The 25,658-nt window shown below is 40.7% G+C and carries 23 protein-coding genes and 4 tRNA genes; 16 read left to right on the top strand and 11 right to left on the bottom strand.

The features are described 5' to 3' along the window. Positions 1–130 precede the first annotated feature (130 nt). Positions 131–1,375 carry a YeeE/YedE thiosulfate transporter family protein gene (locus FCL48_RS02300; protein ID WP_136870624.1) on the bottom strand — a complete coding sequence of 415 codons (1,245 nt, stop codon included), beginning with the start codon at positions 1,373–1,375 and terminating at the stop codon, positions 131–133. A 303-nt stretch (positions 1,376–1,678) separates the two neighbouring features. Here FCL48_RS02300 and FCL48_RS02295 point away from each other — a divergent pair, with 303 nt between their 5' ends. The 4 genes from FCL48_RS02295 (at position 1,679) to FCL48_RS24895 (ending at position 2,879) form a co-directional block, all read left to right on the top strand. Next, entirely contained in the window at positions 1,679–1,936 is a 258-nt protein-coding gene (locus FCL48_RS02295) for a sulfurtransferase TusA family protein (protein ID WP_136870623.1), read from the top strand. A 123-nt stretch (positions 1,937–2,059) separates the two neighbouring features. Next, positions 2,060–2,374, top strand: coding sequence for a peroxiredoxin (locus FCL48_RS02290; protein ID WP_136870622.1), 315 nt, complete (start codon positions 2,060–2,062; stop codon positions 2,372–2,374). A 10-nt stretch (positions 2,375–2,384) separates the two neighbouring features. Next, entirely contained in the window at positions 2,385–2,687 is a 303-nt protein-coding gene (locus FCL48_RS02285; RefSeq protein ID WP_136870621.1) for a hypothetical protein, read from the top strand. Positions 2,688–2,705: 18 nt separating this feature from the next. Continuing rightward, the gene (locus tag FCL48_RS24895; protein ID WP_169309043.1) at positions 2,706–2,879 is read left to right on the top strand and encodes a hypothetical protein; all 174 of its coding nucleotides are present in this window, start codon (positions 2,706–2,708) and stop codon (positions 2,877–2,879) included. Positions 2,880–2,936: 57 nt separating this feature from the next. On the opposite strand, the gene FCL48_RS02280 is transcribed toward FCL48_RS24895, so the two are convergent. Then, positions 2,937–4,034 (bottom strand): serine hydrolase, encoded by a 1,098-nt coding sequence (locus FCL48_RS02280; protein ID WP_136870620.1) that lies wholly within the window; start codon positions 4,032–4,034, stop codon positions 2,937–2,939. 363 nt (positions 4,035–4,397) lie between these two features. On the opposite strand from FCL48_RS02280, the gene dnaN reads away from it, so the two are divergent. From dnaN to FCL48_RS02260, 4 genes are read left to right on the top strand one after another with little or no spacing between them, the layout of a single operon-like run. Next, on the top strand, positions 4,398–5,528 hold the full coding sequence (gene dnaN, locus FCL48_RS02275; RefSeq protein WP_136870619.1) for a DNA polymerase III subunit beta: 1,131 nt from the start codon (positions 4,398–4,400) through the stop codon (positions 5,526–5,528). 41 nt (positions 5,529–5,569) lie between these two features. Continuing rightward, positions 5,570–7,984 carry a DNA topoisomerase (ATP-hydrolyzing) subunit B gene (gene gyrB, locus FCL48_RS02270; protein ID WP_136870618.1) on the top strand — a complete coding sequence of 805 codons (2,415 nt, stop codon included), beginning with the start codon at positions 5,570–5,572 and terminating at the stop codon, positions 7,982–7,984. A gap of 46 nt (positions 7,985–8,030) precedes the next feature. After that, positions 8,031–10,595: a DNA gyrase subunit A gene (gyrA, locus tag FCL48_RS02265; RefSeq protein WP_136870617.1), complete on the top strand. Its 2,565-nt coding sequence runs from the start codon at positions 8,031–8,033 to the stop codon at positions 10,593–10,595. Further along, positions 10,564–11,631: an NAD(P)H-dependent glycerol-3-phosphate dehydrogenase gene (locus FCL48_RS02260; RefSeq protein ID WP_240744716.1), complete on the top strand. Its 1,068-nt coding sequence runs from the start codon at positions 10,564–10,566 to the stop codon at positions 11,629–11,631. Before gyrA ends, FCL48_RS02260 begins: the two co-directional genes overlap by 32 nt. Before the next feature lie 2 nt (positions 11,632–11,633). On the opposite strand, the gene FCL48_RS02255 is transcribed toward FCL48_RS02260, so the two are convergent. Genes FCL48_RS02255 through FCL48_RS02245 form a run of 3 tightly spaced genes read right to left on the bottom strand, consistent with a single transcriptional unit; the run spans position 11,634 to position 14,441 of the window. After that, positions 11,634–12,308, bottom strand: a complete 675-nt coding sequence (locus FCL48_RS02255) for an XTP/dITP diphosphatase (RefSeq protein WP_136870616.1) — start codon at positions 12,306–12,308, stop codon at positions 11,634–11,636. A 25-nt stretch (positions 12,309–12,333) separates the two neighbouring features. Next, positions 12,334–12,876 carry an epoxyqueuosine reductase QueH gene (locus FCL48_RS02250; protein WP_136870615.1) on the bottom strand — a complete coding sequence of 181 codons (543 nt, stop codon included), beginning with the start codon at positions 12,874–12,876 and terminating at the stop codon, positions 12,334–12,336. 11 nt (positions 12,877–12,887) lie between these two features. Further along, positions 12,888–14,441, bottom strand: a complete 1,554-nt coding sequence (locus FCL48_RS02245; protein WP_136870614.1) for a sigma-54-dependent Fis family transcriptional regulator — start codon at positions 14,439–14,441, stop codon at positions 12,888–12,890. 175 nt (positions 14,442–14,616) lie between these two features. Here FCL48_RS02245 and FCL48_RS02240 point away from each other — a divergent pair. Both FCL48_RS02240 and FCL48_RS02235 read left to right on the top strand, forming a co-directional pair. Continuing rightward, positions 14,617–14,702: transfer RNA gene (locus FCL48_RS02240), tRNA-Ser, on the top strand. Positions 14,703–14,714: 12 nt separating this feature from the next. Next, positions 14,715–14,806, top strand: a tRNA-Ser gene (locus tag FCL48_RS02235). A gap of 65 nt (positions 14,807–14,871) precedes the next feature. Here the strand turns inward: FCL48_RS02235 and FCL48_RS02230 are convergent. The 5 genes from FCL48_RS02230 to FCL48_RS02210 form a co-directional block, all read right to left on the bottom strand. Further along, positions 14,872–15,363, bottom strand: coding sequence for an SH3 domain-containing protein (locus FCL48_RS02230; protein WP_136870613.1), 492 nt, complete (start codon positions 15,361–15,363; stop codon positions 14,872–14,874). Between the two features lie 34 nt (positions 15,364–15,397). Next, positions 15,398–16,264, bottom strand: coding sequence for a ParB/RepB/Spo0J family partition protein (locus FCL48_RS02225; RefSeq protein WP_136870612.1), 867 nt, complete (start codon positions 16,262–16,264; stop codon positions 15,398–15,400). A 2-nt stretch (positions 16,265–16,266) separates the two neighbouring features. Beyond that, entirely contained in the window at positions 16,267–17,043 is a 777-nt protein-coding gene (locus FCL48_RS02220; protein WP_136870611.1) for a ParA family protein, read from the bottom strand. A gap of 1,701 nt (positions 17,044–18,744) precedes the next feature. Beyond that, positions 18,745–18,822: transfer RNA gene (locus FCL48_RS02215), tRNA-Glu, on the bottom strand. 14 nt (positions 18,823–18,836) lie between these two features. Then, positions 18,837–18,912 (bottom strand) — tRNA-Lys (locus FCL48_RS02210). 271 nt (positions 18,913–19,183) lie between these two features. On the opposite strand from FCL48_RS02210, the gene rdgC reads away from it, so the two are divergent. From rdgC to hemW, 5 genes are read left to right on the top strand one after another with little or no spacing between them, the layout of a single operon-like run. Further along, positions 19,184–19,789 carry a recombination-associated protein RdgC gene (gene rdgC, locus FCL48_RS02205; RefSeq protein ID WP_136870610.1) on the top strand — a complete coding sequence of 202 codons (606 nt, stop codon included), beginning with the start codon at positions 19,184–19,186 and terminating at the stop codon, positions 19,787–19,789. A gap of 51 nt (positions 19,790–19,840) precedes the next feature. Next, a complete protein-coding gene (locus FCL48_RS02200) occupies positions 19,841–20,389 on the top strand; it encodes a hypothetical protein (protein ID WP_136870609.1) in 549 nt (182 codons plus the stop codon). Between the two features lie 27 nt (positions 20,390–20,416). Next, positions 20,417–21,841 (top strand): Asp-tRNA(Asn)/Glu-tRNA(Gln) amidotransferase subunit GatB, encoded by a 1,425-nt coding sequence (gene gatB, locus FCL48_RS02195; protein ID WP_136870608.1) that lies wholly within the window; start codon positions 20,417–20,419, stop codon positions 21,839–21,841. Positions 21,842–21,860: 19 nt separating this feature from the next. Beyond that, complete coding sequence (gene radC, locus FCL48_RS02190; protein ID WP_136870607.1) at positions 21,861–22,598, top strand: DNA repair protein RadC; 738 nt, start codon at positions 21,861–21,863, stop codon at positions 22,596–22,598. Continuing rightward, a complete protein-coding gene (hemW, locus tag FCL48_RS02185; RefSeq protein WP_136870606.1) occupies positions 22,599–23,729 on the top strand; it encodes a radical SAM family heme chaperone HemW in 1,131 nt (376 codons plus the stop codon). Between the two features lie 91 nt (positions 23,730–23,820). Here hemW and FCL48_RS02180 read toward each other — a convergent pair whose 3' ends face one another. Next, entirely contained in the window at positions 23,821–24,492 is a 672-nt protein-coding gene (locus FCL48_RS02180; RefSeq protein ID WP_136870605.1) for a GntR family transcriptional regulator, read from the bottom strand. A gap of 234 nt (positions 24,493–24,726) precedes the next feature. On the opposite strand from FCL48_RS02180, the gene FCL48_RS02175 reads away from it, so the two are divergent. Continuing rightward, positions 24,727–25,638: a proline dehydrogenase family protein gene (locus FCL48_RS02175; protein WP_136870604.1), complete on the top strand. Its 912-nt coding sequence runs from the start codon at positions 24,727–24,729 to the stop codon at positions 25,636–25,638. Positions 25,639–25,658 lie beyond the last annotated feature (20 nt).

Raw genomic sequence — 25,658 nt, 5'->3', positions numbered from 1 at the left:
TAATTTGCCAATGGTTGTAGTATAGCTCAACAGCTGTTGCAGAAACAACAAACAGCACTGAAAAATACAAAAAAAAACGCAGTCCATGTTACCATGAACTGCGTTTTTATAAGATATGTTGCTAATTCAATCACATCGGAACAATCAACTTGTTGGTCTCTTCATTCCAGGTAACAATCAGGTACCAAAGCACCATAACACCAGCAATTACAAAAAGCGTAGGTCCATAACCTAAGGCCTCGGGCAGATAGACATAGGAACCAAGCACCCCATCCGCTTCATATTCTGCATCACGGAACCAGGCGGTCATAATAGAGGAAGTGATACTAAAAAATGGCACAACCATCATCAGTTTCACCTGTCCCTCACCTACCCGCCAGAGAGTTCCTGAGCCACAACCGCCTGCAAACATGGCACCAAGGCCAAATATAAAACCACCGACGATACCACCCCAGCCAAAGGTACCACGAACATAATTCGCGGTAGCAAGCACAGATTCACCTTCAGCTCGCATTGGAACTGCGTACTTTAAAACAGCAGCACCAATCGCCACAATAACGATGGAGAGCATTACTGATTTTGCAAGGGTACAGTCACCGGTCATATGAGGCTCTCGAAAACCCTGAACCATACACCATCTACCACGCTGCATTGTATATCCAAGACAGGCTGCTATAAGAATAACACCACTCAAGGACGCTATGTAGTCACTGTCTTCATTACCGGCATAAGCATATGAGGCGGCGATAATTCCAATAATGCCCAGTACACCAAGACCGTAAATTACACCTTTTGGCAAAGAGATTGTTTTAGAACCACCATCACCCCAGGTGATATGTTCCATTTCAAGATAGAGCAGTTTCAGTCCAAGGATGACACCAAAGACCAGACCAAACATCATGGTAAAACCATTTCCGGCAAGGTTACCAAGGGCGTTATAGAATCCACCGACATTACAACCACCGGCAAGTGTTGCACCAATTCCCATGAGAATACCGGCTATAACTGCTTTAACCATCTCCCTGTAGGGTGGAATGCGTAGGGCAAAATCTTTTCCTAAGCAAGCAGAAATAAAGGCTCCTACCACAAAACCAATACCGATCACCGAACCCGAATTAACAAAAATTGATCCGGGTGCCTCATCGTAATATGCAAAAACTCCGGCTTCGGAGCCAAAAAGACTGGCCGCACCGTACATAATCCAGTCACCCCAGTTCCTGATAGCTCCAACAGCACCCCAAGGTCTCCACCAGGCCATCATCATAACCGAGAAAAAGGCTACAACAACTCCTGTGACATAAGGGTTCCACTCCTTTTCACATAATAATCCGAACAGCTCTTTAGCCTTATTTTTAAAAACAGACTCCTCACTCATAACAAATGTCTCCTGGTTAAAATAAGCATACAAATACATCGATTTTCATGATATTTTTTTTACACAGCACCTCTTTATTTGTCAAGATAAAGGACTATATTCGCTATACGCTAACATATTATAGTAGCATTTAAATAATAATGCTATTTCCGGTACTTAGAAATACGCTTTTTTAGCTTCTTGACAGATAAAATTTGCTACAGTATTTATCAGGGTTGGGAATTTACGTTTATATACGTTTATGTGTCTTAAGAGTGCAAGTTATGTAGATTCACTTTAATTAATTTTTGTAGGAGAACAAAAATGAGCGATTTCAAAACAGTTGCAGACGACGTAGTTGCTAAAAGCGTTCTTGATGCTAAAGGGCTCAGCTGTCCTATGCCTCTATTACGTACCAAAAAAGAAATTGGTAAATTAGCCGCTGGAGAAATTCTTCAAGTCGACGGTACCGATCCAGGCTCTAGAAACGATATACCTGGGTGGTGTGAACGTTCAGGTCACGAATACCTCGGAGAGAAAGAAGGTTCCGGTTTCATCAGCTTCTTTATCAAAAAAGGTTGATTTCAATACAGTCCAATAATGTATTGATGAGTATCCCGCTCTGAATGTGTTTTCCATTTTTCGAAAACACATTCAGAGTATTTTTTATTATACACAACCATCTTTTTTGTGGAGGAAGTAAAAATGGCAAAAAGTTTAGGTATTTTTGTTACCACTCCTGATAACCTTGATCACGTCATTGGCATAACCAAAGCTGCGAAAGCCAAGGGTTCAAACGTTAAGGTTTTCTTTACCTGGAAAGCCACCACCTTAGCAAAAGACCCCAAGTTCCCAGGTCTTTGCAAACTTGCCGACGATGTATCCATCTGTGTTGACAGTTACAAAAAACAGGGTTTTTCAGTTGACGATGTTCCTGAAGGTCTGGATCCGAAGAAAATGGCTACCCAGGCTCAGCATGGTATTATAATCGAAGATTTCGATTGCTATTTAAGTCTGTAAGGAGAGAGTAATGGAATATAAAAAAGTATGTTTAATGTACAGACACGAAGATTACGCTCTTGATGGAATCCGTTCTGCTCTTGGTCTTGCTGTAGAAAATATGTATGCCTATGGCGTCGTTATGGACAAAGAGATTGATGAACTTGATGAACTCAATCAAGAAAGTATTGAAATGCTCCGCGATATGGAAGGCGAGGTTTTTTCAACGGTTGCTGCTAATGTTGAAAAAAATGGATTCGAAGCCATTACTATCGAAGAACTTGGTGAAAAACTCCGTGAAATGACTCACATCGTCCCATACGGAATTAAATAATTTTCCAGGAGCATAAAAATGAAAATACTCAATGTTTACAGATCAGAGCCTGATGAAACTGTACAAAAGCTCGTAGAAATAGTCACCCGTGACCGTGAAGCTGATACCTTCGACCTTTATGCGGGTAATCCGGATTACGATGCTCTTGTTGATAAAATTTTTGCAGCCGATCAAACAATCTGCTGGTGGTAATATAATCCTGTTATCTCTTGCACTGACTTAGCAGGGAGCATCCTTTAAGCTCCCTGCTCATCTTTTCATTATAACATTGTGGATAAGTGGTCTGAATTTTTGAATACCCTCAATGTTACTACCACCACATAAAACACGGTTCGTCAGTAAAACAACTATCCTGTTTTGCATTAAATCCAACCAAAATGATGTGCCGGTAAAACCAAGATGACCGAGAGTCTGCTTGGAATAATAACTGCCACTGCTCGACCTGTTTTCACTGGGTGTGTCAAAGCCTAGGACCCACCGTCCTCTTCGGGCTATCATCCTGTTTTTTATTTGGCAAAAAGACAGATTCGGGTGTGAATAACTTCCCTTATATATTTTTAGCAGAATTGAACAAAATTCAAGAACGGCCTTGGCCGAACCAAAGAGACCAGCGTGACCTGCCACTCCACCAATTGATCTGCAATTATCGTCATTGACCAAGCCATACAACTCTTTATTTGACCACTGGCAATGTCCAGTTGAACAGAAGGTCATATCTTTACCTTTTTCATTTCTGTTGAAAAACAGCCCATTATTTAGGCCCACAGGAGCTGTTATTTTGTTTTCCCAGAAAATATCCAGTGGTTCACCGCTTATTTTTTCAACTATTTTACCAAGAAGAATATATCCCAGATCACTATACACCTCTCCTTCCCCTGGTAAATACTCGGCTTCCTCCTCCAATATACGTTCGATAAGTATTCTTTCTCTTGTTTCCATAGGATGGGTAATGAGCTCGTGGAAAAACTCCCTGTGGGCAGGTAAGCCCGATGAATGTTCAAGAAGATGGAGGATATGTATATCTTTCTGCCAGGGTTGAGTAAGGTTAAAAAAATCGGCTAAAGGATCACTGAGGGCAATTTTCTTTTCTTCCAGTAGGACAAGTATGGCTAAAACGGTGACCAGTGGTTTCGTCAGAGAAGCCAGATCAAAAACTGTCTGGTTATCAACCTGTTCAAACTGGAAAGATCTTCCTGAATAACCGTAGGAGTAAACAACCTGGTCGACTGGGTTCAGAGCGTTATAGGTATAACCTACAGAACAACCCGTAAAAACGTTGTTTTGTATATTCTCAATGATGTTTTTTTTTAGACTGTACTCTATATCTTGCCGCAAGGTTGTATCCATTTTATCCGACTTATTATTATATTGAAATTTTTGTCTATTTTTACTAGGTTAGAGCGAGCTGAATGGTATAAATATATGTATGATATTTCGATAAAATCAGCACATACTTTCGTGTCAATTTTTTAGATATCAACAGAACTATCAACAATCAATAAACAGACTCTTGTTCATACATTCTTGATAGGTTGTTAATCGTATTGTTAATAACTCGATATAAACAAAACCGAGTACATACTAACTATTGTTTTGTTAAAAATATTTCTAATATATTTAAATATTTATATTGGTAATTAACATCTTAGACCTGATAATAACAGTAATATAAAAATATATAATAAGGCCCTTTGTCAAAGGAGTTTTTCTATGGCACTTCACTGTACAGTCAGTAAGAATGATTTTCAGGACGGATTAAACAGTCTGCAAAACATCACAAATAAAAAAGGAACTCTGGCAATACTTTCCAATGTTCTTATCGAAACGGGTAATGGTGGACTTACTCTTACAGGTACAGATCTTGAAGTTGGTCTCAGACTCTTTGTTCCAGCAGAGATACATGGAGATGGTTCTCTTACCCTTCCTTCCAAAAAAATATTTGAAATTGTCAGAGAATCAGGTTCTGAAACGATATCCATTGAAGAAACGGATAACAGTTGGGTTAACATTAAAGCAGGCTTGAGTACCTACAATCTTGCTGGAATGCCAAATGATGAGTTTCCAGAGTTTCCAGCCTATGAAGATGAAAATTTTTTCAGTTTTCAGTCATATATTTTTCTTGAGTTGATAGAAAAAATTATCTACTCAATCGCAAATGAGCAGGAGAATATCTATTCTTTAACCTCAGTGCTCTTTGAAAAAGAAAAACGAGACAACACGAACTACTTGAAAATGATATCATCCGATGGACACAGACTTTCCATCATGGAAAAAGATGTTTCTATTGATCTCGAGAATATGCAGCTCAACGATGTTACTCTTATCCCTAAAAAAGGTATCCAGGAGTGGAAAAAGTTCTGCGAGGGAAGAGATACTATTGAGATCTCTTTTGAGGAAAAACAGGTTGTACTCCGTGATAACAAAGCCGTCATGGTTATTCGTCTGAAAAGTGGTGAATTCCCTCAATATTCAGCCATTGTTAATGCGGTTGAATTGACCAACTGTGTAAAAATTAACAGAATTCCATTCTTAGATTCTTTAAAAAGGATAAATTTATTCACTGAAGATATTTTTCACACCATATCTTTGCAGATAGAACAGGGTAAGATGATTCTTTCTTCACAGAATGCAGATCTTGGTAATGCCAAAGACGAGCAGGCCATTATTTACAATGGTGAATCTTTAACACTTGGTTTTAACTGTAGATATTTTATAGAAACGCTACAGGTTATGGAGTGTGAAACCGTTGAAGCGTATATAAACTCCAACGCTAGTCCATGTCTTATGAAATCCGAGGAAGATAAGGGTTTTATAAGTATAATCATGCCTATGCAGCTGTAAGACAAAGACAAAAAATAAAATTTTTAAATAGAGGTTTAAGTGTGACTGAATCAAGCAACAACTATGATGCACAACAGATACAGGTTCTTGATGGTCTTGAGGCAGTAAGAAAACGACCTTCGATGTATATTGGTAATACTGCCGAAGAAGGTCTCCATCACCTTATTTGGGAAATTGTAGATAACAGTATAGATGAGGCACTGGCTGGTTACTGTAGCCGTATTAGAGTGACTATACATGAAGATAATTCTGTATCCGTGGAAGATGATGGTCGTGGCATTCCTGTTGATAAACATCCCACTGAAAACATGACAGCTCTTGAACTGGTCATGACCACCCTGCACGCAGGGGGTAAGTTTGATCATTCGAGTTATAAAGTTTCTGGAGGCCTTCATGGTGTAGGTGTTTCCGTTGTTAATGCTCTTTCCACAGATGCAACTGCTGAAATTCGCAGAAATGGGAAAATTTATAAACAATCCTACAAGCATGGAGAGATTACCGGCCCCCTCGAGATCATAGGTGAAAGCGAAAAGACTGGTACCAGAATAACTTTTAAAGCGGATCCTGAAATATTTACGGAAACCACTGTTTATAGTTATGAAACAGTAAAAAACAGAATTCGTGAACTCAGTTTTCTCAATAAAGGCTTGAGAATAGTACTTAAAGATGAGCGCAGTGGAGAGGAAGATAAATTTCACGCTGAGGGTGGTATTGTCTCCTATGTGGAATATCTCAACCGGAAGAGAACCCCGGTATTTGATGAGCCTATTCTGGTAAGCGGTGAAAAAGATGACGTTGAAGTAGAAATTGCCCTGCAACATTTTGACGGTTATTCTGAACGTTTATTTTCTTTTGTTAACAACATTAACACCCGTGAAGGTGGCAGTCACGTGGCCGGGTTCAGGTCTGCGCTCACCAAATGTATTAACAGGTATGCAAATGATGACATCATTCCAAAGAACATGCGGGAAAAGGTTGGAGGTGATGACATTCGTGAAGGTCTGACCTGTGTTATTTCTGTACGGGTTCCCAATCCACAATTCGAAGGGCAAACGAAAACAAAGCTTGGAAACAGTGAAGTAAAGTCCATTGTTGAATCCATTTGCAGTGAAAAGCTGACTCTATTTCTGGAACAGAATCCGATTATAGCAAAAAAGATACTTTCCAAGGTTGTTGATGCTGCAAGAGCCAGAGAAGCCGCGAAAAGAGCAAGAGATCTCTCCAGGAAAAAAGGTTCAACCAGTCTCTTAATGGCAGGAAAACTTGCGGAATGCCAGGAGAAAGATCCTGCTAAAAGAGAGATATTTATTGTGGAGGGAGACTCCGCTGGTGGATCTGCTAAACAGGGTAGAGACAGGTCGAATCAGGCAATTTTACCGCTCCGTGGTAAAATACTTAATGTAGAAAAGGCCCGTTTTGACCGTATTTTAGGCAGTGAAGAGATAAAACATCTTATAGGTGCCCTTGGTTGTGGTATTGGTAAAGATGAGTTTGATCTTGAAAAGCTCAGATATCATAAAGTTATCATCATGACCGATGCTGATGTGGATGGGGCGCATATCAGGACGTTGCTTCTCACCTTTCTTTACAGACAGATGCTGCCTCTGGTTGAGGGTGGATTTGTATATATTGGTCAACCTCCTCTCTATCGTCTTGGCCGAGGAAAAAAAGAGCAGTATTTTCTCGATGAGAATAAATTAAACAGCCATCTCTTTACCCAGGCCAGTCAAAATCTCAGCCTGGAAGCAAAAGATGTTGAAAATACCCTGATTGAAGGAGAATTTTTTATAGAACTCCTTGAAAAAATATCGGTGTATCAGCGGATCACCGCTTATATGAACAGAATGAACATCTGGGATGAAATGCTTTTTTTCCTCCTTGATAACAGCATTCGTTCAGCGGATCAGTTTAAAAATGAAGATTTTGTCAAAGAGTTAAAAGAAAAACTTCCAGAAGATAAGCTGGTCATTGGTAACGTCCGTTCCTGCAGGTGGCGTCCTGACTGTTATGAATTTGATGCTGCTGTTCGTGGCAAGGTGCAGATAATGATGACGGTAGGGCCTCAAATTCCGCTCATAAATGAATATAGAACGGCCCTTGGAATATTCTCAGTTATTCGACCATTTCTTAATTCCTCTTTTACGATCAAACAGTTAACTGCTGGTGGGCAGGAAAAAGCCATAGAGGTGGCTGACTGGAAAGAAATGCTCAAACAGATTCGTGATGAATCTTTCAAAGGAAGCCATCTTCAAAGGTACAAAGGTCTTGGTGAGATGAATCCTGAACAGCTTTGGGATACCACCATGAACCCTGAAAATAGAACTTTGATGCAGGTAACTGTCGATGATGCGGAAATTGCTGATGACATTTTCACGACACTAATGGGTGATAAGGTAGAACCAAGGCGCGATTTCATCCAAACCCACGCCCTTGAAGTTACTGATCTTGATATTTAAGTATCACATACATTTTCGAATTTAATTTCTACCCAGATATACTCTTATGAGCACAGAAACAGATAAAAGTACAGAGCAATTCCCTACTATTTCAATAGAAAAGGAATTACAGAAATCCTACCTTGATTACGCCATGAGCGTCATCGTAGGACGAGCCTTGCCCGATGTTCGCGATGGTTTAAAACCTGTTCATCGCCGGGCACTTTTTGCCATGCGGGAACTCGGTGTCCATTTCAACAGGCCCTATGTCAAATCCGCAAGAATCGTCGGTGATGTCATCGGTAAGTACCATCCCCACGGCGATACTGCAGCCTATGACACGATTGTAAGGATGGCCCAACCTTTTTCTCTTCGATACCCACTTGTAGACGGACAGGGAAACTTTGGATCTCTTGACGGTGATTCTCCCGCTGCGATGCGTTATACCGAAGCGAGGATGACCAGGATCGACAGAGAAATCGTCAATGATCTTGAAAAAGAGACAGTAGACTGGATACCCAACTACGATAACTCTCTTATGGAACCTTCGGTAATGCCGAGCAAGATTCCAAATCTTCTGATTAACGGATCCTCCGGTATTGCAGTTGGAATGGCGACAAATATTCCACCCCACAACCTGACTGAAGTCATCGATGCACTCATTGCTCTCATTGACAATAATAACATGACGGTTCATGAAATAATGTCTGTTATTACCGGGCCTGATTTTCCAACAGGCGGGCAGATATGTGGTCGTGCAGGCATTCGTGAAGCTTACGAGACCGGTCGTGGAGTCGTTATTATGCGAGCTCTTACGCATATAGAGAAAATAAAAGAAGGAAAGCGTGAAGCAATTATCATAACAGAGATCCCATATCAGGTAAATAAGGCCTCTCTGGTTGAAAAAATTGCCGAACTTGTCAAGGACAAAAAGATTAATTCAATTTCGGAAGTAAGGGATGAATCCGACAGGCATGGTCTACGGGTTGTTATAGAGCTGAAAAAGGATGAAATGTCTGACATTGCCTTAAATCAACTCTTTACCATGACCCAAATGCAGAAATCTTTTGGAATCAATCTGCTTGCTATCGTTAATAATAAACCAGAACTCCTGAATCTTAAGCAGATTCTGGAACATTTCATTTCCCATAGAAAAGTAATTGTCTATAGGCGTACAGCGTATGAACTTCGTAAAGCTGAGGAAAAAGCCCATATCCTGGAAGGTCTCAATATAGCCATTAACAATCTTGATGAGGTTGTCGCTTTGATCAAGGCTTCTAAAAATCCTTTAGAGGCAAAAGAAGGATTGATCAGCAGATTTGATCTCTCTGAGATTCAGGCTCAGACGATTCTCGACATGCGTTTACAAAGACTCACCGGCCTTGAGCGGGACAAGATTGCTAGTGACTATGCTGAAATTATAGCTGAAATTATCAAATTAAAAGAGATTCTTGGTAATGAAGTTCTGATCATGAATATCATCAGAGATGAATTCAATGAAATTAAAGAAACCTATGGTGATGACAGAAAAACGGAGATCATCGACGCCATTGATGAGATTCTTCCAGAAGACCTCATCGTACCAGAAGATATGGCGGTAACAGTGACCCATTCCGGATATATCAAAAGAAATCCAGTTTCACTCTACAGGTCGCAACATCGCGGTGGCAAGGGTGTGACAGGAGTGAAAAACATTGAAGAGGATTTTGTATCGAACCTCTATGTAGCATCAACCCTGGATACCTTCCTGTTCTTTACCAATCATGGTAAAGTATTCTGGAGAAAAGTCTATCAATTACCTCTTGCAGGAAGAACAGCTCGAGGCAAAGCCATTGTCAATCTTTTAAATCTTGCAGATGATGAGAAAATTGCGGCAATTCTCCCTATTAGCAGTTTTGAAGATGAAACAAATCAGAAAACTATCCTGATGGTGACCAAGTCTGGACGTATTAAAAAGACAAGTCTTCAGGAGTTTGCAAGACCCCTGCGTAAAGGTAAACGAGCATTAACTATTAACGAAGGCGATGAGATAATAGCTGCACATGTGCTCAACGGTGAAGATACTATCCTTCTTGTAACCCAAAAGGGTATGTGTATTCATTTCCAGGAATCTGACATTAGGACGATGGGGCGTACAGCTGCTGGTGTACGCGGAATACGGCTTGGTAAGGGTGATATGGTTGTCAGCGCTATTGTGGTAGAATCGGACAACTCAATTCTTATAGCCACGGAAAACGGCTATGGAAAGCGGAGCCCGATTGAGGAATATCGCCTGCAAAATCGTGGTGGAAAAGGTGTTCGAGGAATTAAACAGAGTGTCAGAAACGGCGATGTTATAGCTGCAAAGCAGGTTGACGATGAGGTAGAAGTTATTCTCATAGCTGACTCAGGCAAGATGATACGAATGGATTTAAGTACGATAAGGGTGATAGGAAGATCAACCCAGGGCGTTCGTTTGATCAATCTTGATGAGTCCGAGAGGGTTGTAAGTCTCGATAGTGTAGCAAAGGACAATAGTGAGGATGACGAAGATTTGGATATCGACGGAGATGATATTGCCACAGATGTCTCCAGTGAAAATGATCCTGTAGAATCTCCTGATGAAACCGATGTATCCGAAAGTGATGATTGATCTTTCTAAAATCGCTGTAATAGGCGCTGGCTCATGGGGTACGGCTCTTGCCATACTCCTGGGTCAAAAATTTACTAACGTTCAACTGTGGGCCCATAGAAAGGCTCACACTGACAAAATTCAGATAGATAGAGAAAACCAAAGATATCTTCCTGGTATTAAATTTCCTGCCTCGCTTTTTGTAACCAACGATCTGCAGCTGGCGGTCACAGATGCCAGCCTGATTGTTATGGTGGTTCCCTCCCACTCGTATAGAGATGTTTTCACAAAATTAATAGGGTATGTTGGTCCTGGATGCCCGATCATTTCTGCTGTTAAAGGGATTGAAAATGACAGTATGCTAACCATGACCCAGGTTATGGATGAGGTACTGTCGGATTATATTGCTCAAAACTGCAATGGGGATCCTGCGAACTATTACAATATTGAATTTGGTGTTCTTTCAGGACCTTCTTTTGCCAAGGAAGTAGCTAATGGTGTACCTACAGCTGTTACTGTCGGTTTTAAAAATATTGATCTCGCAAAAGAGATTCAACATGTTTTTGTAACCGACTATTTCCGGGTATACGCGAGTACCGATGTTATAGGTCTTGAGATTTCTGCAGCACTGAAAAACATAATAGCCATTGCAACAGGTGTGTGCGATGGTCTTGGTTATGGCTTAAATACGCGAGCCGCTCTTATTACCAGGGGGCTTGCCGAAATGAAAAGGCTGGGTCTTGCTCTTGGTGCAGAGGAAGCAACTTTTATGGGGTTAAGCGGGGTTGGTGATCTCCTTCTCACCTGTACTGGCAGTCTGAGCCGCAATAGAACTGTCGGATTAAAACTTGGTGAAGGAAAAAATCTTGCACAGATAAAAGATGAAATGGAAATGGTGGCCGAGGGAATTAAAACCACCCGGTCTGTTCATGAACTTGCTCAGAAGATGGGAATTGAAATGCCAATTCTTGAGCAAGTATACAAAATTATCTATGAAGATAAAAATTGCGCGGAGGCCGTAAATGACTTGCTCAAGAGAGAACTTAAAGTTGAGTAATTTTATTGATCGGACCAATCGTTGTTGGTGAACTCACTGTGGTCTGGTTTGGGAGGTTTTTCTTCAAAAAGACGTTGATCAAGCCATTTTTTAATCATATGTACTTCTTCCTTCACCTGGGCAAGGGCTTTTCCACGATGGCTTACTTTATTTTTTTCATCCATGGAAAGTTCAGCAAATGTCTTGTCAAACTCCTCAAAATAAAAGACGGGATCATACCCAAAACCGTTAGCACCTCTTCTTTCATCAATAATAATTCCTTCGCATCGCCCCTCATATGTAAGAGCAGGCCCAGATGGAACGGCAATAGAAAGGACACATTGAAAATATGCTTTTCGGTTGTCAACTCCCTTAAGTTCTTTCAAGAGCTTAGTGACATTCTCTTCATCGCTTGCATTTTCTCCGGAATAGCGGGCAGAGTAGACACCAGGGGCTCCATCCAATGCTTCAACAACCAGCCCAGAATCATCTGCTATGGCTGGTAATCCAAGAACCTTAGCAGTATGCAGGGCCTTTTTGTAGGCATTGTCATCAAAGGTTGCACCATCCTCTATTACATGTGGGATGGGACCAAAATCAGCAAGGGATCTGACTTCTATATCGAGATCTTTTAATATCTCTTTAAACTCACGAAGTTTATTTTGATTTGTCGTAGCAATGACGAGCATCGATAACATATTATTTTCCTTGTTATTATGTAGATTATTTGCTTCTGAGGCTTTTGTCGTACCTTTCCTGTTCACTGTAGATACAACCGCAGTACGGTTGTCTGTACAACTCTTTTTCAATAGAGAGGTCGATGCCCTGTTGCCAACCGGTTCTAAAGTCTTCATAGAGAAAGTTCAGCGAATACTGCTCGGCAAGTGTTTCACAACTTTTTTTTAGAAGCTCATGGTTTTGATAGCGGCTGTAGAGTAGTGTCGTCGTAAAACCATCATAACCATGTTCTGCAGCATATTCAGCGGTTTTCTGCAGGCGCATCTGATAACAGATGGGACAGCGAACCTCTTCTTTAAAAACAACTTTTTGCAAGAATTCGGTAAGGCCATACTTGTCTTCAGTAACGAGTGGTAGTTTTTCGGCGGTGGCATAGTCTTTTAAGGTGGTTAACCGTCGTTTAAACTCCTTAAATGGATGGATGTTCGGGTTATTAAAATAAGCGGTTACATCGTGGTTTTGTGTCCTCAGTATGCTAAGTGGATATATAGTACAGGGAGCACAACAGGCATGGAGAAGGATATTCACGTCTTTACCAGCTAAATTTTATAGTTTTTCGGATCAATATTATATTGATGTATTTTGTAATTGATAATTCTCAGACTGGTGTCGAGATCCTTTGCGGTTTTTGTCTGATTGCCATTATTTCTTTTGAGTCCCTCTATAATGAGTTCCTTTTCAAAATTTTCAACCGATACAGACAGAGAATAGGGATTATCTCTATGAGAGGATTCGGCAATCTGTAGTGTCGGTGGGAGATGTATGCCCTTAATGGCGTCTCCGTCACATATAATGACAGCCCGTTCAATGCAATTTTGCAGTTCCCGTACATTACCCGGCCAATGATATTTAATGAGCATATCTATTGCTGATGTAGATATGCGTTTGATTTTTTTGTTATTTTCCGATGAATATTTTTCAAGAAAAAATTCGGCAATGAGCAATATATCTGTTCTTCGTTCGCGCAAGGGTGGCATATAAACAGGAAAGACATTGAGTCTGTAATACAGATCTTCACGGAAATGCTTTTCAGCAACTGCATTTTCGAGGTCTCGGTTGGTAGCTGCAACCAGGCGAACATCACAGGTCATCTGTTTTGTCGAACCAAGCCTTTGAAATGTCCTTTCCTGGACAACATTGAGGAGTTTGACCTGGACGGAATTACTTATTTCACCAATCTCATCAAGAAAGAGAGTTCCTCCTTCAGCCTGTTCAAAGCGGCCAATTTTACGGTCAGTAGCTCCGGTAAAAGCTCCTCTTTCATGGCCGAAAAGTTCACTTTCAAGCAGGGTTTCAGGAAGAGCGGAACAGTTTACAACTACAAAAGGATGATCCTTTCTTTTACCGTTATAATGTAAAGCCTTGGCGACCAGAGTTTTTCCTGTTCCAGATTCGCCACGGAGCAGGACCGTGGCATTAGAATCGACAACCCTGTGAATCATCTCGTAGACATCCTGCATCCTTGAAGAATTACCGATTATGTCATTAATCTTGTTTTTTTCGGAGAGCTCTCTTTTAAGTTTGAGGTTTTCCGTAAACAGCTCTTCGGTTTCCCGGTTTACCTTTTGGATTCTAACCACAGTCTGCGCAATAATTGAGGATAGAACTGTCAGATATTGAAGATCAGTATTTGCCTGTTCTCCAATTCCGTCTTTATAGAATCTGTCAATACTGAGAGCACCTATGACGTTATGGCCGTTTTTTATAGGTACACAGAGAAACGATCTTTTCTGTTCAATAACATTTCCCCTTGCCCTTGTTCTATTGAGAAAGAGGGGTTCTTCTGATATCTGCGGAACTATAATGGGTTCACCCGTCGATACTACTCTGCCTGTGATGCCCTCACCAATTTTGTATTTCCCGCGTTTTCTGCTTTCTGCAGTAAGGCCGTAGGCAACTTCTATTTCAAGTTTGCCGGTCATTGGGTTGACTATGGTGACCGTACCGTTTTCCATCCCTTTCATTTCAGAGAGTATCTGCATCGCTTTTTCAAGGCAGTCTCGTAATTCAAGGGAAGAAGCCAGTTGTTTCGTAATTTCATAGAGAGCAGTTAGATCTTCCAACTGTTGTGATATATCGGTGTGCACAGCCATTATGTAAGATATTTTAAATTAAGGTTATAATATTATGTAACTATCAGGGTATTATAACAGGGTGGAGATATTTATCGAACCTTTATTACAAAAATGTTCTATATAGCATTAAATACAATTTTTTCAAAATCATATTATTGACAGATTATTTAACTAATGGTACAAAGTCTTCCACGGAGGAATGGCCGAGTGGTTGAAGGCGGCGGTCTTGAAAACCGTTGTACGAAAGTACCGTGGGTTCGAATCCTACTTCCTCCGCCAATCATATATTTCGGAGAGGTGACCGAGAGGCCGATGGTGCTCGCCTGCTAAGCGAGTGTGGGGGTAAAACTCCACCGAGGGTTCGAATCCCTCCCTCTCCGCCATATAAATTAAAAGAGCCCGTGAATTTTAACAATTCACGGGCTCTTTTTTGTAGAATGGTTTACAATCAATATCCCCAGAGTAAACTTTCCTTTATCCACCCTGTTAATCCGGAATCGTGTTTGATATTAACCCAACCGGATTTTCGTTGTAGTGTTTGAAAAACCACTCCATACTGAGCCTTTCCTACAATATCTGATTTTGTGCCAGGTTCTTTCCGTATATTAATCTTTTCCTCACTATTGCGGTTTACTTTAACAATGACGTGTGGACTATATTGGGTGAGAGATTTGTGAATCCAGCCTGAATCATTTTCAAAGTCTTTCACTTCATACCAATTGCCTTTTTTGCTTAATATGGTAAGAGGGTACCCGTCACCATATTCCCAAACTATAGAGTATTTTGTTCCTGGACCTTTGCGTAAATTAACTTTGTCGCCTTTTATACTTATCATCTCGGCGGACGCAGAAATAGCAGATATTAACAAGAACACAGAGACAAAAATTGTAGCTAGTGAAACCTTTAAAACACTGAATTTATTAGTAAATATTTTATCCATCTTGAAAAAACCACCTAAAAAATTTTAGTATTAATTAATCACCTAAAAGCATAGCTGTGACTCTATCCAGATCATCTAAAGAATAATATTCTATTTCAATTTTACCCCTGCTGCCATTTTGTGAAATAATAACCTTTGAGTTAAGTCTATTAGTGAGTTGAGTCGTTAATGCCATTCGATAAGACTTTGGAATTTCTTCGGTTATTTGTTGAGGACTTTTATGGCCAGAGGTTGTGGAAGGGGGTGATCCTGCTTTTTTTATTATTTTTTCCGCCTGCCGCACGGATAACCCGTTCTTAATTATGAGATCTCGTATTTCTCTCATTGCCATGGGATCATCAATGAGTTTCAACAGTGCTCTTGCATGGCCTTCAGAAAGTATTCCTTGTATAACATCTTCCTGGAATTGTTCGGGGAGTTTAAGTAAGCGGAGCAGGTTAGTAATTGTCGAGCGTTTTTTACCTACCCTTTTTGCTGTGTCCTCCTGGGTATAACCAAAACGCTCGATAAGTTTCCTATAAGCCTCCGCTTCTTCAATAGGATTTAAATCCGTCCTTTGAATGTTTTCAATAAGGGCCAATTCTAAAAGAGAATCGTCGTCTTCAACATCAAAGACAACAACAGGTACTACAGTAAGCCCAGCAAGTTTAGAAGCCCTTAGACGTCTTTCACCAGCTATTAGTTCATATTTACCATCAACTCCGTTTTTCACTATCAGGGGTTGTATAACGCCTTTTTCTTTGATGGAGTCGGAGAGTTCCTGAAGATCATCTTCTTTAAAATGAGTACGAGGTTGAAATTTATTTGGAATAATATCTTTTATATTACACTCAAAAAATTTTTCACTTTCATCTCCAAACAGTACGCCAACTCCTTGCCCTAATCCGGTTTTCATCACCATACTTATTTCCTTTGTTTATTAAGAAATTCCTTGGCAAGTTTCGTATAAGCAACTGCTCCAGTAGAGGATTTGTCGTAATCTAAAATTGATTTTCCATGACTTGGGCATTCGCTTAATCGAACATTTCGAGGTATCACAGTTGTAAATAGTTGATTTACAAAATGGTTTTTTAATTCTGCAGCAACTTGATGAGTAAGTTTGTTCCTTTTATCAAACATAGTCAGTACCAACCCCTCAATATAAAGTGCTTTGTTGAATGATTTTTTAACGGAACGTATTGTAGAAACAAGTTGAGCTAAACCTTCCATTGCGAAATATTCACATTGCATAGGTATCAAAACGGAATCACATGCAGTTAATGCATTGATTGTTAACAACCCTAAAGAAGGTGGGCAATCAATTAATATGTAATCATAATCCTGCGCAACTGGTTCCAGCATATATTTAAGTCGCAACTCTCTGTTTTCAACGCCGATCATTTCAATTTCTGCGGCAACCAAATCAATACTGGAAGGAACTATATCCAGATTAGGGGATTGAGTCGGCATGCGAACTTCTTGAACCGAATACCCGCTTGAATATGCATGATAAAGATGAATATGTACTTTTTTCATATTAATTCCAACTCCACTTGATGAATTTCCCTGTGGATCAGAATCAACAATTAAAACTTTTTTCTTTCGTTGAGCGAGGGCCGCTGCAAGATTAATTGACGTAGTTGTTTTACCAACGCCACCTTTTTGGTTTGCGATTGCAATTATTTTAGCATTTTTGTTCATTTATAACGTCTACCTCCATAGTATTTCGCTAAAAATAATCGGTTTTCACAAAAATATCTTCAAAATAATGAAAAATGTGCGAAAATTAAAGAAATCAGTAAAAAATCACTTGAACCGCATCAAGCATTATTAATGTTTCACGTGAAACATTGGATGAGAAGTATAATGAGTCCTGATTTTCTGATTATCAGTTTTTAGACTGTAAGAGAAGTGTTTGTTTTGAATTGGAAAGTATTTCAAAAGATTGTCGAGAGGGTGATGTTGTTAACATTACCGTGAGAGATGGGTTGTAGAAGTTTTGGTTGACCATCTTTTAAAACATTCTTGAATTCTCGGACGAGACTTATCTGGCAGGTAATTATATGGATCATACAAATGGATCCAAGGAGATATAATGATGGTCGAAAAGATTGTTAAACATCGTAAAGAGAACGAAAGACCTTTTTTTAGAGAATCTCACTATATCTGAGGAAGAACAATAGTTCACTGCCTTTAAATCTCACTTTTAGAAAGGGAGTTGATTCTAATCATGATAGCATAATAATTTTGCTATTGTTTGTGAAATAGAAAATTAGCGAGCAACAGTTATTAAAAACAATAGTATCAGGTTGTATGAGCATGATGAAATGAAATTATTTTCTGTGTTTGAATATAACAAAGAATTTATGACCGGTGACATTTGGTGAGATATTGCAAACGCACTATCAATATCATTTTGAGGAGTAACAGAAGTTTGGCAGCGATGCATCAACACAATAGCCTTGCATGTATATAATATCCTATCAAATAGAAAAATTGCGGTGAAAGAGAATAAAGGGTCTTCTGGTTTTGAAGAACCAAAGAAAAAATTCTTGAATTGGATCTGTCTTAGAAAAGGAAGAGGGGGTGAGAGTTTTCAAAAAACTTTCAGATATTTTTGAACAGGGAGAGACACCCACACTACCCAATTAATATCATCATATAAATTACGGAAAAGCCGAATTCCCTGTGGATAGATACATAGGACACATTAACCTTGGGGTTATGGAAATTATCATCGCCTATATGAGAACAACCTTTAAAAAATTTGTTTATCGAGAGGAGGGCAGCCGCTGAACTGCTTGGATGTTTTGTTGATTTTCTATGATCCTGATCATGTTGAGAAAATCAATTAAAAAGAGACCAAACAAAATTAAGAGATAACCTTGGATTTTCCCCCACCAAACACAGGAGAGAGATGAAGAGACTGTCGTCAACGTTAGCTGGATATATAGCCGTGGAATATAAAAGATGACGTAGATGTGTTCGGAGGTTAATTTTAGTTACGTTTAAGGAAAATGATAACTCAATATTCAACGTAGTAATTATAAAAACAAATATGGATTACGATTATTTTTAATGATTCTAATATGTTCGGTTAAATATAGTTCATCACGAAAACGCGTACCTGGGAGCATGAAGGTCATACTTTCTAGTGATAGTATAATTTACTCAAAGGTGAGCCCGAAACGAACAAGCTTTTAAATGTGTGTTGTTTTTAAAAACCTTAAATATATCAAAGACATAAGTGTAAAGTACTACTGTTTCTCGGAGAATTGTTAAGAACAGCAAATTATGGAAGGGAAATAACAACAAATGTACATTGACCGAAATTTATACTGCTCTCGCACATGATAATAAAAAAGGCCTTTAGCTCTTAATGAGCTAAAGGCCTTCTATATATGGCGTCCCCAACCGGATTCGAACCGGTGTTGTCGCCGTGAAAGGGCGATGTCCTGGACCTGACTAGACGATGGGGACAGTACAATTTTCCATGGTGGGTCGTGCGCGACTCGAACGCGCGACTCTCTGATTAAAAGTCAGATACTCTACCAACTGAGTTAACGACCCGTGGAGCGGTTTATATACAAAAACCTCGAAGAGGTGTCAATAAAAAATTAACATATTTTTGTTTTTTTTCCATCTAGGTCAAATAATCAGGAGTAAATTATACGTTTTCTTACGACAACAAATCCAGTAAGAACTATAATAAGGTTGTCGGTGATAACAAGTAGTGCTATATGAATCACTGTTAAAACATCGTTATTTTCCACAATAAAGTGGCGTCTTAGAAGTGTTTTTCTCTCTTCTAAACCTCAAGAAATTTTACATATATTATATTATGGGTTTGTTAAAGGGTTCGGGAAGTTTTGTTCGGTTCTCAGTGGAAGGCGAATTACCTGAAAATTTGCTTGATTATGTTGCAAGCCGGGTAGCCTCTTTTTCTTTTCAGGATATTGATGATACCTACGATGAATATTCAATTGGCTGGGTTTCCATTCTGAACATGTTTGATTCGCAATTCAAATACGCTTCATACGTGGCTGGTGACTATATAACCTTGACTCTTCGGGTTGATGAAAGAAAGGTCTCACCAGCAATTCTTAAAAAAGTCGTCCAGAAAGAAGAAGAACGTGAGCGCCTTGAAAAGGAGTTGCCCAAATTGAGTAGATCGATGAGGGTGCAAATTAAAGAGCGTGTACGTACAGAGTTGATGAGAAAGGCAATACCTATCCCCACCACCTATGAATTATGCTGGAGTCTAACGGATTCGACTCTTCTGTTTTTCAGCACAAATAAAAAGGCACAAGCTCTTTTGGAAGATTATTTTAAGGAGAGTTTTGGACTTCTTATCCGCCAGCAAATTCCTTATATAACGGCTGAACATCTTCTCGATGAGGAACAGGTCGCACAGCTTGCACGGATAACTCCAGAGATATTTGTCTAATATATTCAAAAATTAAGATGGGTTTGCCACTGAATGTGGCATATATTACATATGGATTTAGTTGATTTAATAGCAGAAAAACGTTTTCTGGGTCAGGAATTCTTAACCTGGCTTTGGTGGAAAAGTGAGGAGAGAGGTGGTAGTATCGAATTACCTGGAGATGGTGATATCACGGTGGTCTTTGAAAAGCATATGTTGCTCGAATCGGGTGAAGGTGAATCGAGCGAGAAGATAATATGCACAGGACTGCAGGCAGAACTTCAGGAGGCACGAACCGGTCTTCAAATGGGAAAAAAATTGGAGCAGGCCAGGATACTCATTAATCATAGTAATTATGAGTATAGCTTTACCCTTGCTGGTGCTCTGATGGAGTTCAGGAATGTTCGCTTGCCGAAAACAGAAGCCACAGAAAACGACAAAGGAGAGAACCCGGAAGAGGTCGAAGGGATGATTCTTGAACGTATTTATCTGTTTGAAGAGTTGATACGGGTAGTTAATACCTTGTTCAAGATGTTTCTCGTGGTACGGGTATCGGCTGAATGGCGGGAAGAACTGAGTAAAATAAGGAACTGGGTGGAAAAATCCGCTGTGGTTGTCTGAAAAATAATGTTGAACGGTAGGTAAATTATGGAGTTTGAAACAGTCATTGGGCTTGAAATACATGCTCAGTTGAATACGAAAACAAAGATTTTTTGCGGTTGCTCAACGACTTTTGGTGCTCCACCAAACAGCCACACCTGTCCGATCTGCCTTGGAATGCCTGGGGTTCTACCGGTGCTCAATAAGGCAGTCGTCGAGTCTGCGATAAAACTTGGTCTTGCGACCCATTCGGTGATTAATCGCTTTAATCAGTTTGCCAGGAAAAATTACTTTTATCCAGATTTGCCCAAAGGTTACCAGACCTCCCAGTTTGATCTACCTATCGTTGGCAGGGGTGAGATAGAAATAGAGGTAGACGGGGTAAAAAAGACCATAGGAATTACCCGAATTCATATGGAAGAGGATGCCGGAAAGCTCATTCATGATGAGGTTGAACCTGTATCCCATGTTGATCTGAACAGAACGGGTACCCCTCTTCTTGAAATCGTCTCCGAGCCGGATATGCGTTCTCCCGAAGAAGCGGTCGCCTATTTGAAGAAACTACACGCTATTGTCCGTTATCTTGGAATATGTGATGGCAATATGCAGGAGGGGAGTTTTCGCTGTGATGCGAATATATCACTTCGCCCCGTCGGCCAGAAGGAGTTTGGTACAAGGACAGAGCTGAAAAATATGAATTCATTTCGGCATGTTCAGCATGCTCTGGAATATGAGGTTCGACGTCAACGGGATATGCTCCTTGACGGGGAGACGATTGTTCAGGAGACTCTTTTATGGAATCCAGACAAGAACTGTTCTGAATCCATGCGTGGAAAGGAAGATGCGCACGATTATCGATATTTTCCCTGCCCTGATCTTGTCCCGGTGGAAATAAGTGATGAGTGGATTGAGCAGGTACGAAAATCCCTGCCTGAACTCCCCGATGAGAAAAAATCCCGCTTTGAATCGGAGTATGGTTTACCCGAATACGATGCTGTGTTGTTGACATCGGATAAAGAGTTGGCTGATTATTTTGAACAGGTCGTGGCAGCTGGAGTACAGGCCAAGAAGGCTTCCAACTGGATGATGACCGAACTCTTGCGAGAATTAAAAGGGGAGGAGATTTCAGATTGTAAAGTGACGCCTGCTCAACTTTCTTCGCTGCTTTTAATGGTAGAAAAAAATACTATCAGCGGCAAAATCGCCAAAACAGTATTTTTAGACATGATGGAGTCAGGTAAAGATCCCGAAACGATCGTCGAGGAGAAAAACCTGATTCAGGTTTCAGATGAGAGTGAGCTCATGGCGATAGTTGCAGAAATAATAGCAGCGAACCCGACCCAGGCGGAAGATTTTCGCAATGGTAAAAGCAAAATAATGGGATTTTTTGTTGGACAGTTAATGCAGAAGACAAAGGGAAAAGCAAACCCTAAAATGGCTAATGACCTGTTTGTAAAAGCACTTTCAGAGTAACGTCAGCTATCTGGAGATTGTGGATAAAGAACAATGGCAGCATAAGGGCGCGGGGCACAGAGGGCGTCTTCGTGACCGTTTTCTCGTCTCTGGAATAGCAGGGCTCAGTGATGCCGAGGTGTTAGAGCTCCTGCTCTCCTTTGGTACTCCCCGAAGTGACTGCAAAGAGGCTGCACGGGCACTGCTTCAACAATATGGAACGTTCTCCAAGGTGCTCGATGCCCCACCCGTCTCTCTTGCTAAAATCAAGGGAATAGGGCCAAAGAACAGCTTTGCCATACAGTTTATCCAGGCGGTTGCAGGTCATTATCTGAAAGACCGTATCCGAGGAAAAAGATACCTCCATTCATCAAAAGATGTGGCTGATTATCTCATTTATTCAATGAGAGGGCTTAAAATCGAGGTCCTCACTGTTTTATTTCTTGATTCTTCACATGCTATTATAGATTCAGAAATCGTCGCTGAGGGCACATTAAATGTGAATACCGTTTATCCACGGGAGATTATTAAACGGGCCTTGGATTTTCATGCGGCTGCCATTATCCTTGCCCACAATCACCCCTCAGGGGAGCTCAGACCTTCTCACCAGGATATCAGACTGACCAAGACGCTTTTTCTTCTCTGTAGCTGTATGCAAATACAGCTGCTCGATCATATTATTATCGGTAATGGCACTTTCAGCTTTGCCGATGATGGCATGATGACCACCATCCGGGAGACCTGTCAGCGAACCTTAAGTTCATTAACATCTTCGTAGATGACCAGTCTTTATCTGCATATTCCATTTTGTCTGCGAAAGTGTCTGTATTGTGCTTTTTCGTCCCGTGTGGCACCTTCTGCACTCCACGGTCGTTATGTCGACGCCCTGATGTGCGAGATCGATTTTCTACAACATCACCCGTCGGTGCAGGATCCCCTGAAAACGTTATTTATAGGCGGGGGGACACCCACCTGCATACCATCAGACCAACTAACCTCAATTATCGATCATTGCAGGAATACTTTTGGCTTTAGTGCGGGAGCAGAAATAAGCGTAGAGGCGAATCCTGGCACAGTGGATGAAGGCTACTGCGAAAGCCTGCTTATGGCAGGTGTCAACCGCCTCTCCATGGGTGTACAGTCTTTTTTTGATGAAGAGTTAAAGATATTAGGACGACTACACACAAGTTCTGAGGCCGAAGGTGCGATACTGGCGGCAAAACGGGCAGGTATAGCCAACATAAATATAGATCTGATGTATGGGCTCCCAGGACAGACGCCCAAGAGTTGGGTTTTGTCGCTTGAAAAGGCCCTTTCGTTAACACCGCAGCATCTCTCTTTATATCAGTTAATGGTGGAAGAGGGGACGCCTTTTCAGGTAATGGATGGAAAAAGTGAGCTCCTGCTACCGGTAGAGGATGAAATCCTTGAGATGGATGAAATAACCAGAGAGCTGACGGAAAATAGTGGCATTATCCAATATGAAACGTCAAATTATGCAATAGAGGGGAAGCAGTGCCTCCATAACATCAATTATTGGGAAAACCTGGATTATTTAGCAGCGGGAGCTGCAGCTGTAAGTTTTATAAAGGGTGTTCGGGAAAAACGCACTACAGATCCAAACCACTATATCAAACAGATTTCCACAGGAAAATCGGTCATTGTTGAAGAGGAACAGTTAACCATGGAAGAATCTTTCCGGGAAACAGTGATTATGGGGTTGCGATTGAAAAGAGGGGTTTCTACCAAAAATCTCCTCACAAGATATGGTCTAACCCCGGAAAAACATTATGGTTCAATTCTCACTCGTCTGCAACATCTGGGAATGGTAGAGCAGACCCCGTCACATTTAAAGATTACCGATAAAGGCTGGCCACTCTCCAACCAGATAATGGCTGAACTGGTATAATAAACGTTCCCGCTGTAACTTAAAAATATCGACGTATTCTGTAAATTCAAATCTTTGAGTTGTGCCTGATGGCTACAGCGACCACCTTTTTTTAAAGGGTAATATAATCTTCGGGTAGTTCCCCTACAGCCTGCAGACCATTAATAGAGCTGTTGATATGGGCTCGAACCGCGGCTCTGGCCTTTATACGGTCTCCGGTTGCAATAGCTTCCACAATATCAAGATGCTCTGTTGTGGGACTGTACTCAATCTTGAAAAAGGGATCGTAGAGGATCAGGTAGATTCGGGTTTTGTCGAGCAGTTCTTTAATGTAGGAACTCAGAACCTTGTTGCCCGACATTTCTGCAATTCTCAAATGGAAACTGTCGTTGGCTGCATAGTAATTATCAAGATTTTTCTTATCAAAGACTGCGGCTTCAAAATCAATAAATCCGTGCAGCTCTTCAATCTGGGCCCTGGTGCAGTGTTCAGCAGTTAAGCCAACTGCCATGCATTCAAGTTCTGCGCGAACCAGAAATGTCTCCTCAATTTCGCGTTTGGTGGGGGTTATGACAAAGGCCCCTCGATTAGGAATACTGTTGACCAGTCCTTCAGCTTCAAGTCTTTTTATGGCACTCCGCACGGGAGTACGACTTACGCCGAGTTTTTGTGCGAGAGTTACTTCCACAAGTTGACTTCCCTGTTTGATATACCGTTTTCTGATAGCTGTTTTCAGCTTGTGGTACACAGAATTCTCAGAGTTTTGTTTTGTTGAAGAGATCATTCTACAGAGTTGGTTGATGTTATACAGAATTTGTAGACCAGTGTTTATATTCCTTCAAAGACACATGTAACTATTTTTAGCACAATACACAAAATAAGTTGACATTACCCCTGTAAACAACGTACTAAATGTGTATTCATATATTGTATACAATTATCCAGTGCAACACAAGGGTTCCGAACATAAGAAATGGAATCACCTGTAGAGCATCAAAACCTACCCAAGGGAACGACCATGATTAACTCAATGATTGCAGGGATTCTGCCATATATGCCTAAAAAATTGGTGTGGATGTTTTCAAAAGAATACATTGCGGGACAAACCATAGAAGAGGCTATTGTAAATGCAAAAAAACTCAATGCCGAAGGAGTCATGACAACAATAGATGTCCTTGGTGAGTTTATTACCACCCTGGAAGAGGCTGAGAACAACAAGAACGAATATCTTCAAGTTGTAGATGCAGCCGAGAAAGCAGGGGTTGATGGAAATTATTCTCTTAAGCCGACTTTTTTCGGCCTGTTAATAGATAAAGATGTGGCCTATACTCATATACGCGAGGTCGTTGCAAAAGCCGCTTCATATAATAACTTTGTCCGCATTGATATGGAAGATTCTCCCTGTACAGATATGGAAATCGAAATGTACAGGAAGTTAAAAGAAGAGTTTCCCCGTAACGTCGGTCTGGTTGTGCAGTCCTGCCTCAGAAGGACCCACCGGGACATTGAAAACCTCAAAGCGGTCAACACAGAAGAAAGTCCGGTAAATCTCAGGGTCTGCAAAGGAATTTACGTGGAACCAGAGGCGATTGCCTATAAAAAATATGAAGAGATCAATGCACATTTCCTACGGGATGTTGAATTGATGTTCCAGGAAAAAATGTACCCGGGGATCGCCACCCATGATACCCCGCTTATTGAAGGGGCGTTTAAGCTTATTGAGAAATACAATGTACCCAAAGAGAGTTATGAATTCCAGATGCTCTATGGGGTAACCCCGGCCTTGAGAAAATCGATTGTGGATAAAGGGCATAGGATGCGTGTTTATGTTCCTTTTGGTAAAGACTGGTTTGGATATAGTACAAGAAGACTCAAAGAAAACCCAAAGATGGCAGGAGTAGTGCTGAAAGCACTTTTCAAAAAAGGTTGAGTTCAACCGTTTTCTTGGTG

The organism is Desulforhopalus sp. IMCC35007 (assembly GCF_005116575.1).
Classification (GTDB): Bacteria; Desulfobacterota; Desulfobulbia; order Desulfobulbales; family Desulfocapsaceae; genus Desulforhopalus_A.
This window is presented reverse-complemented; position numbering and strand designations above follow the sequence as displayed.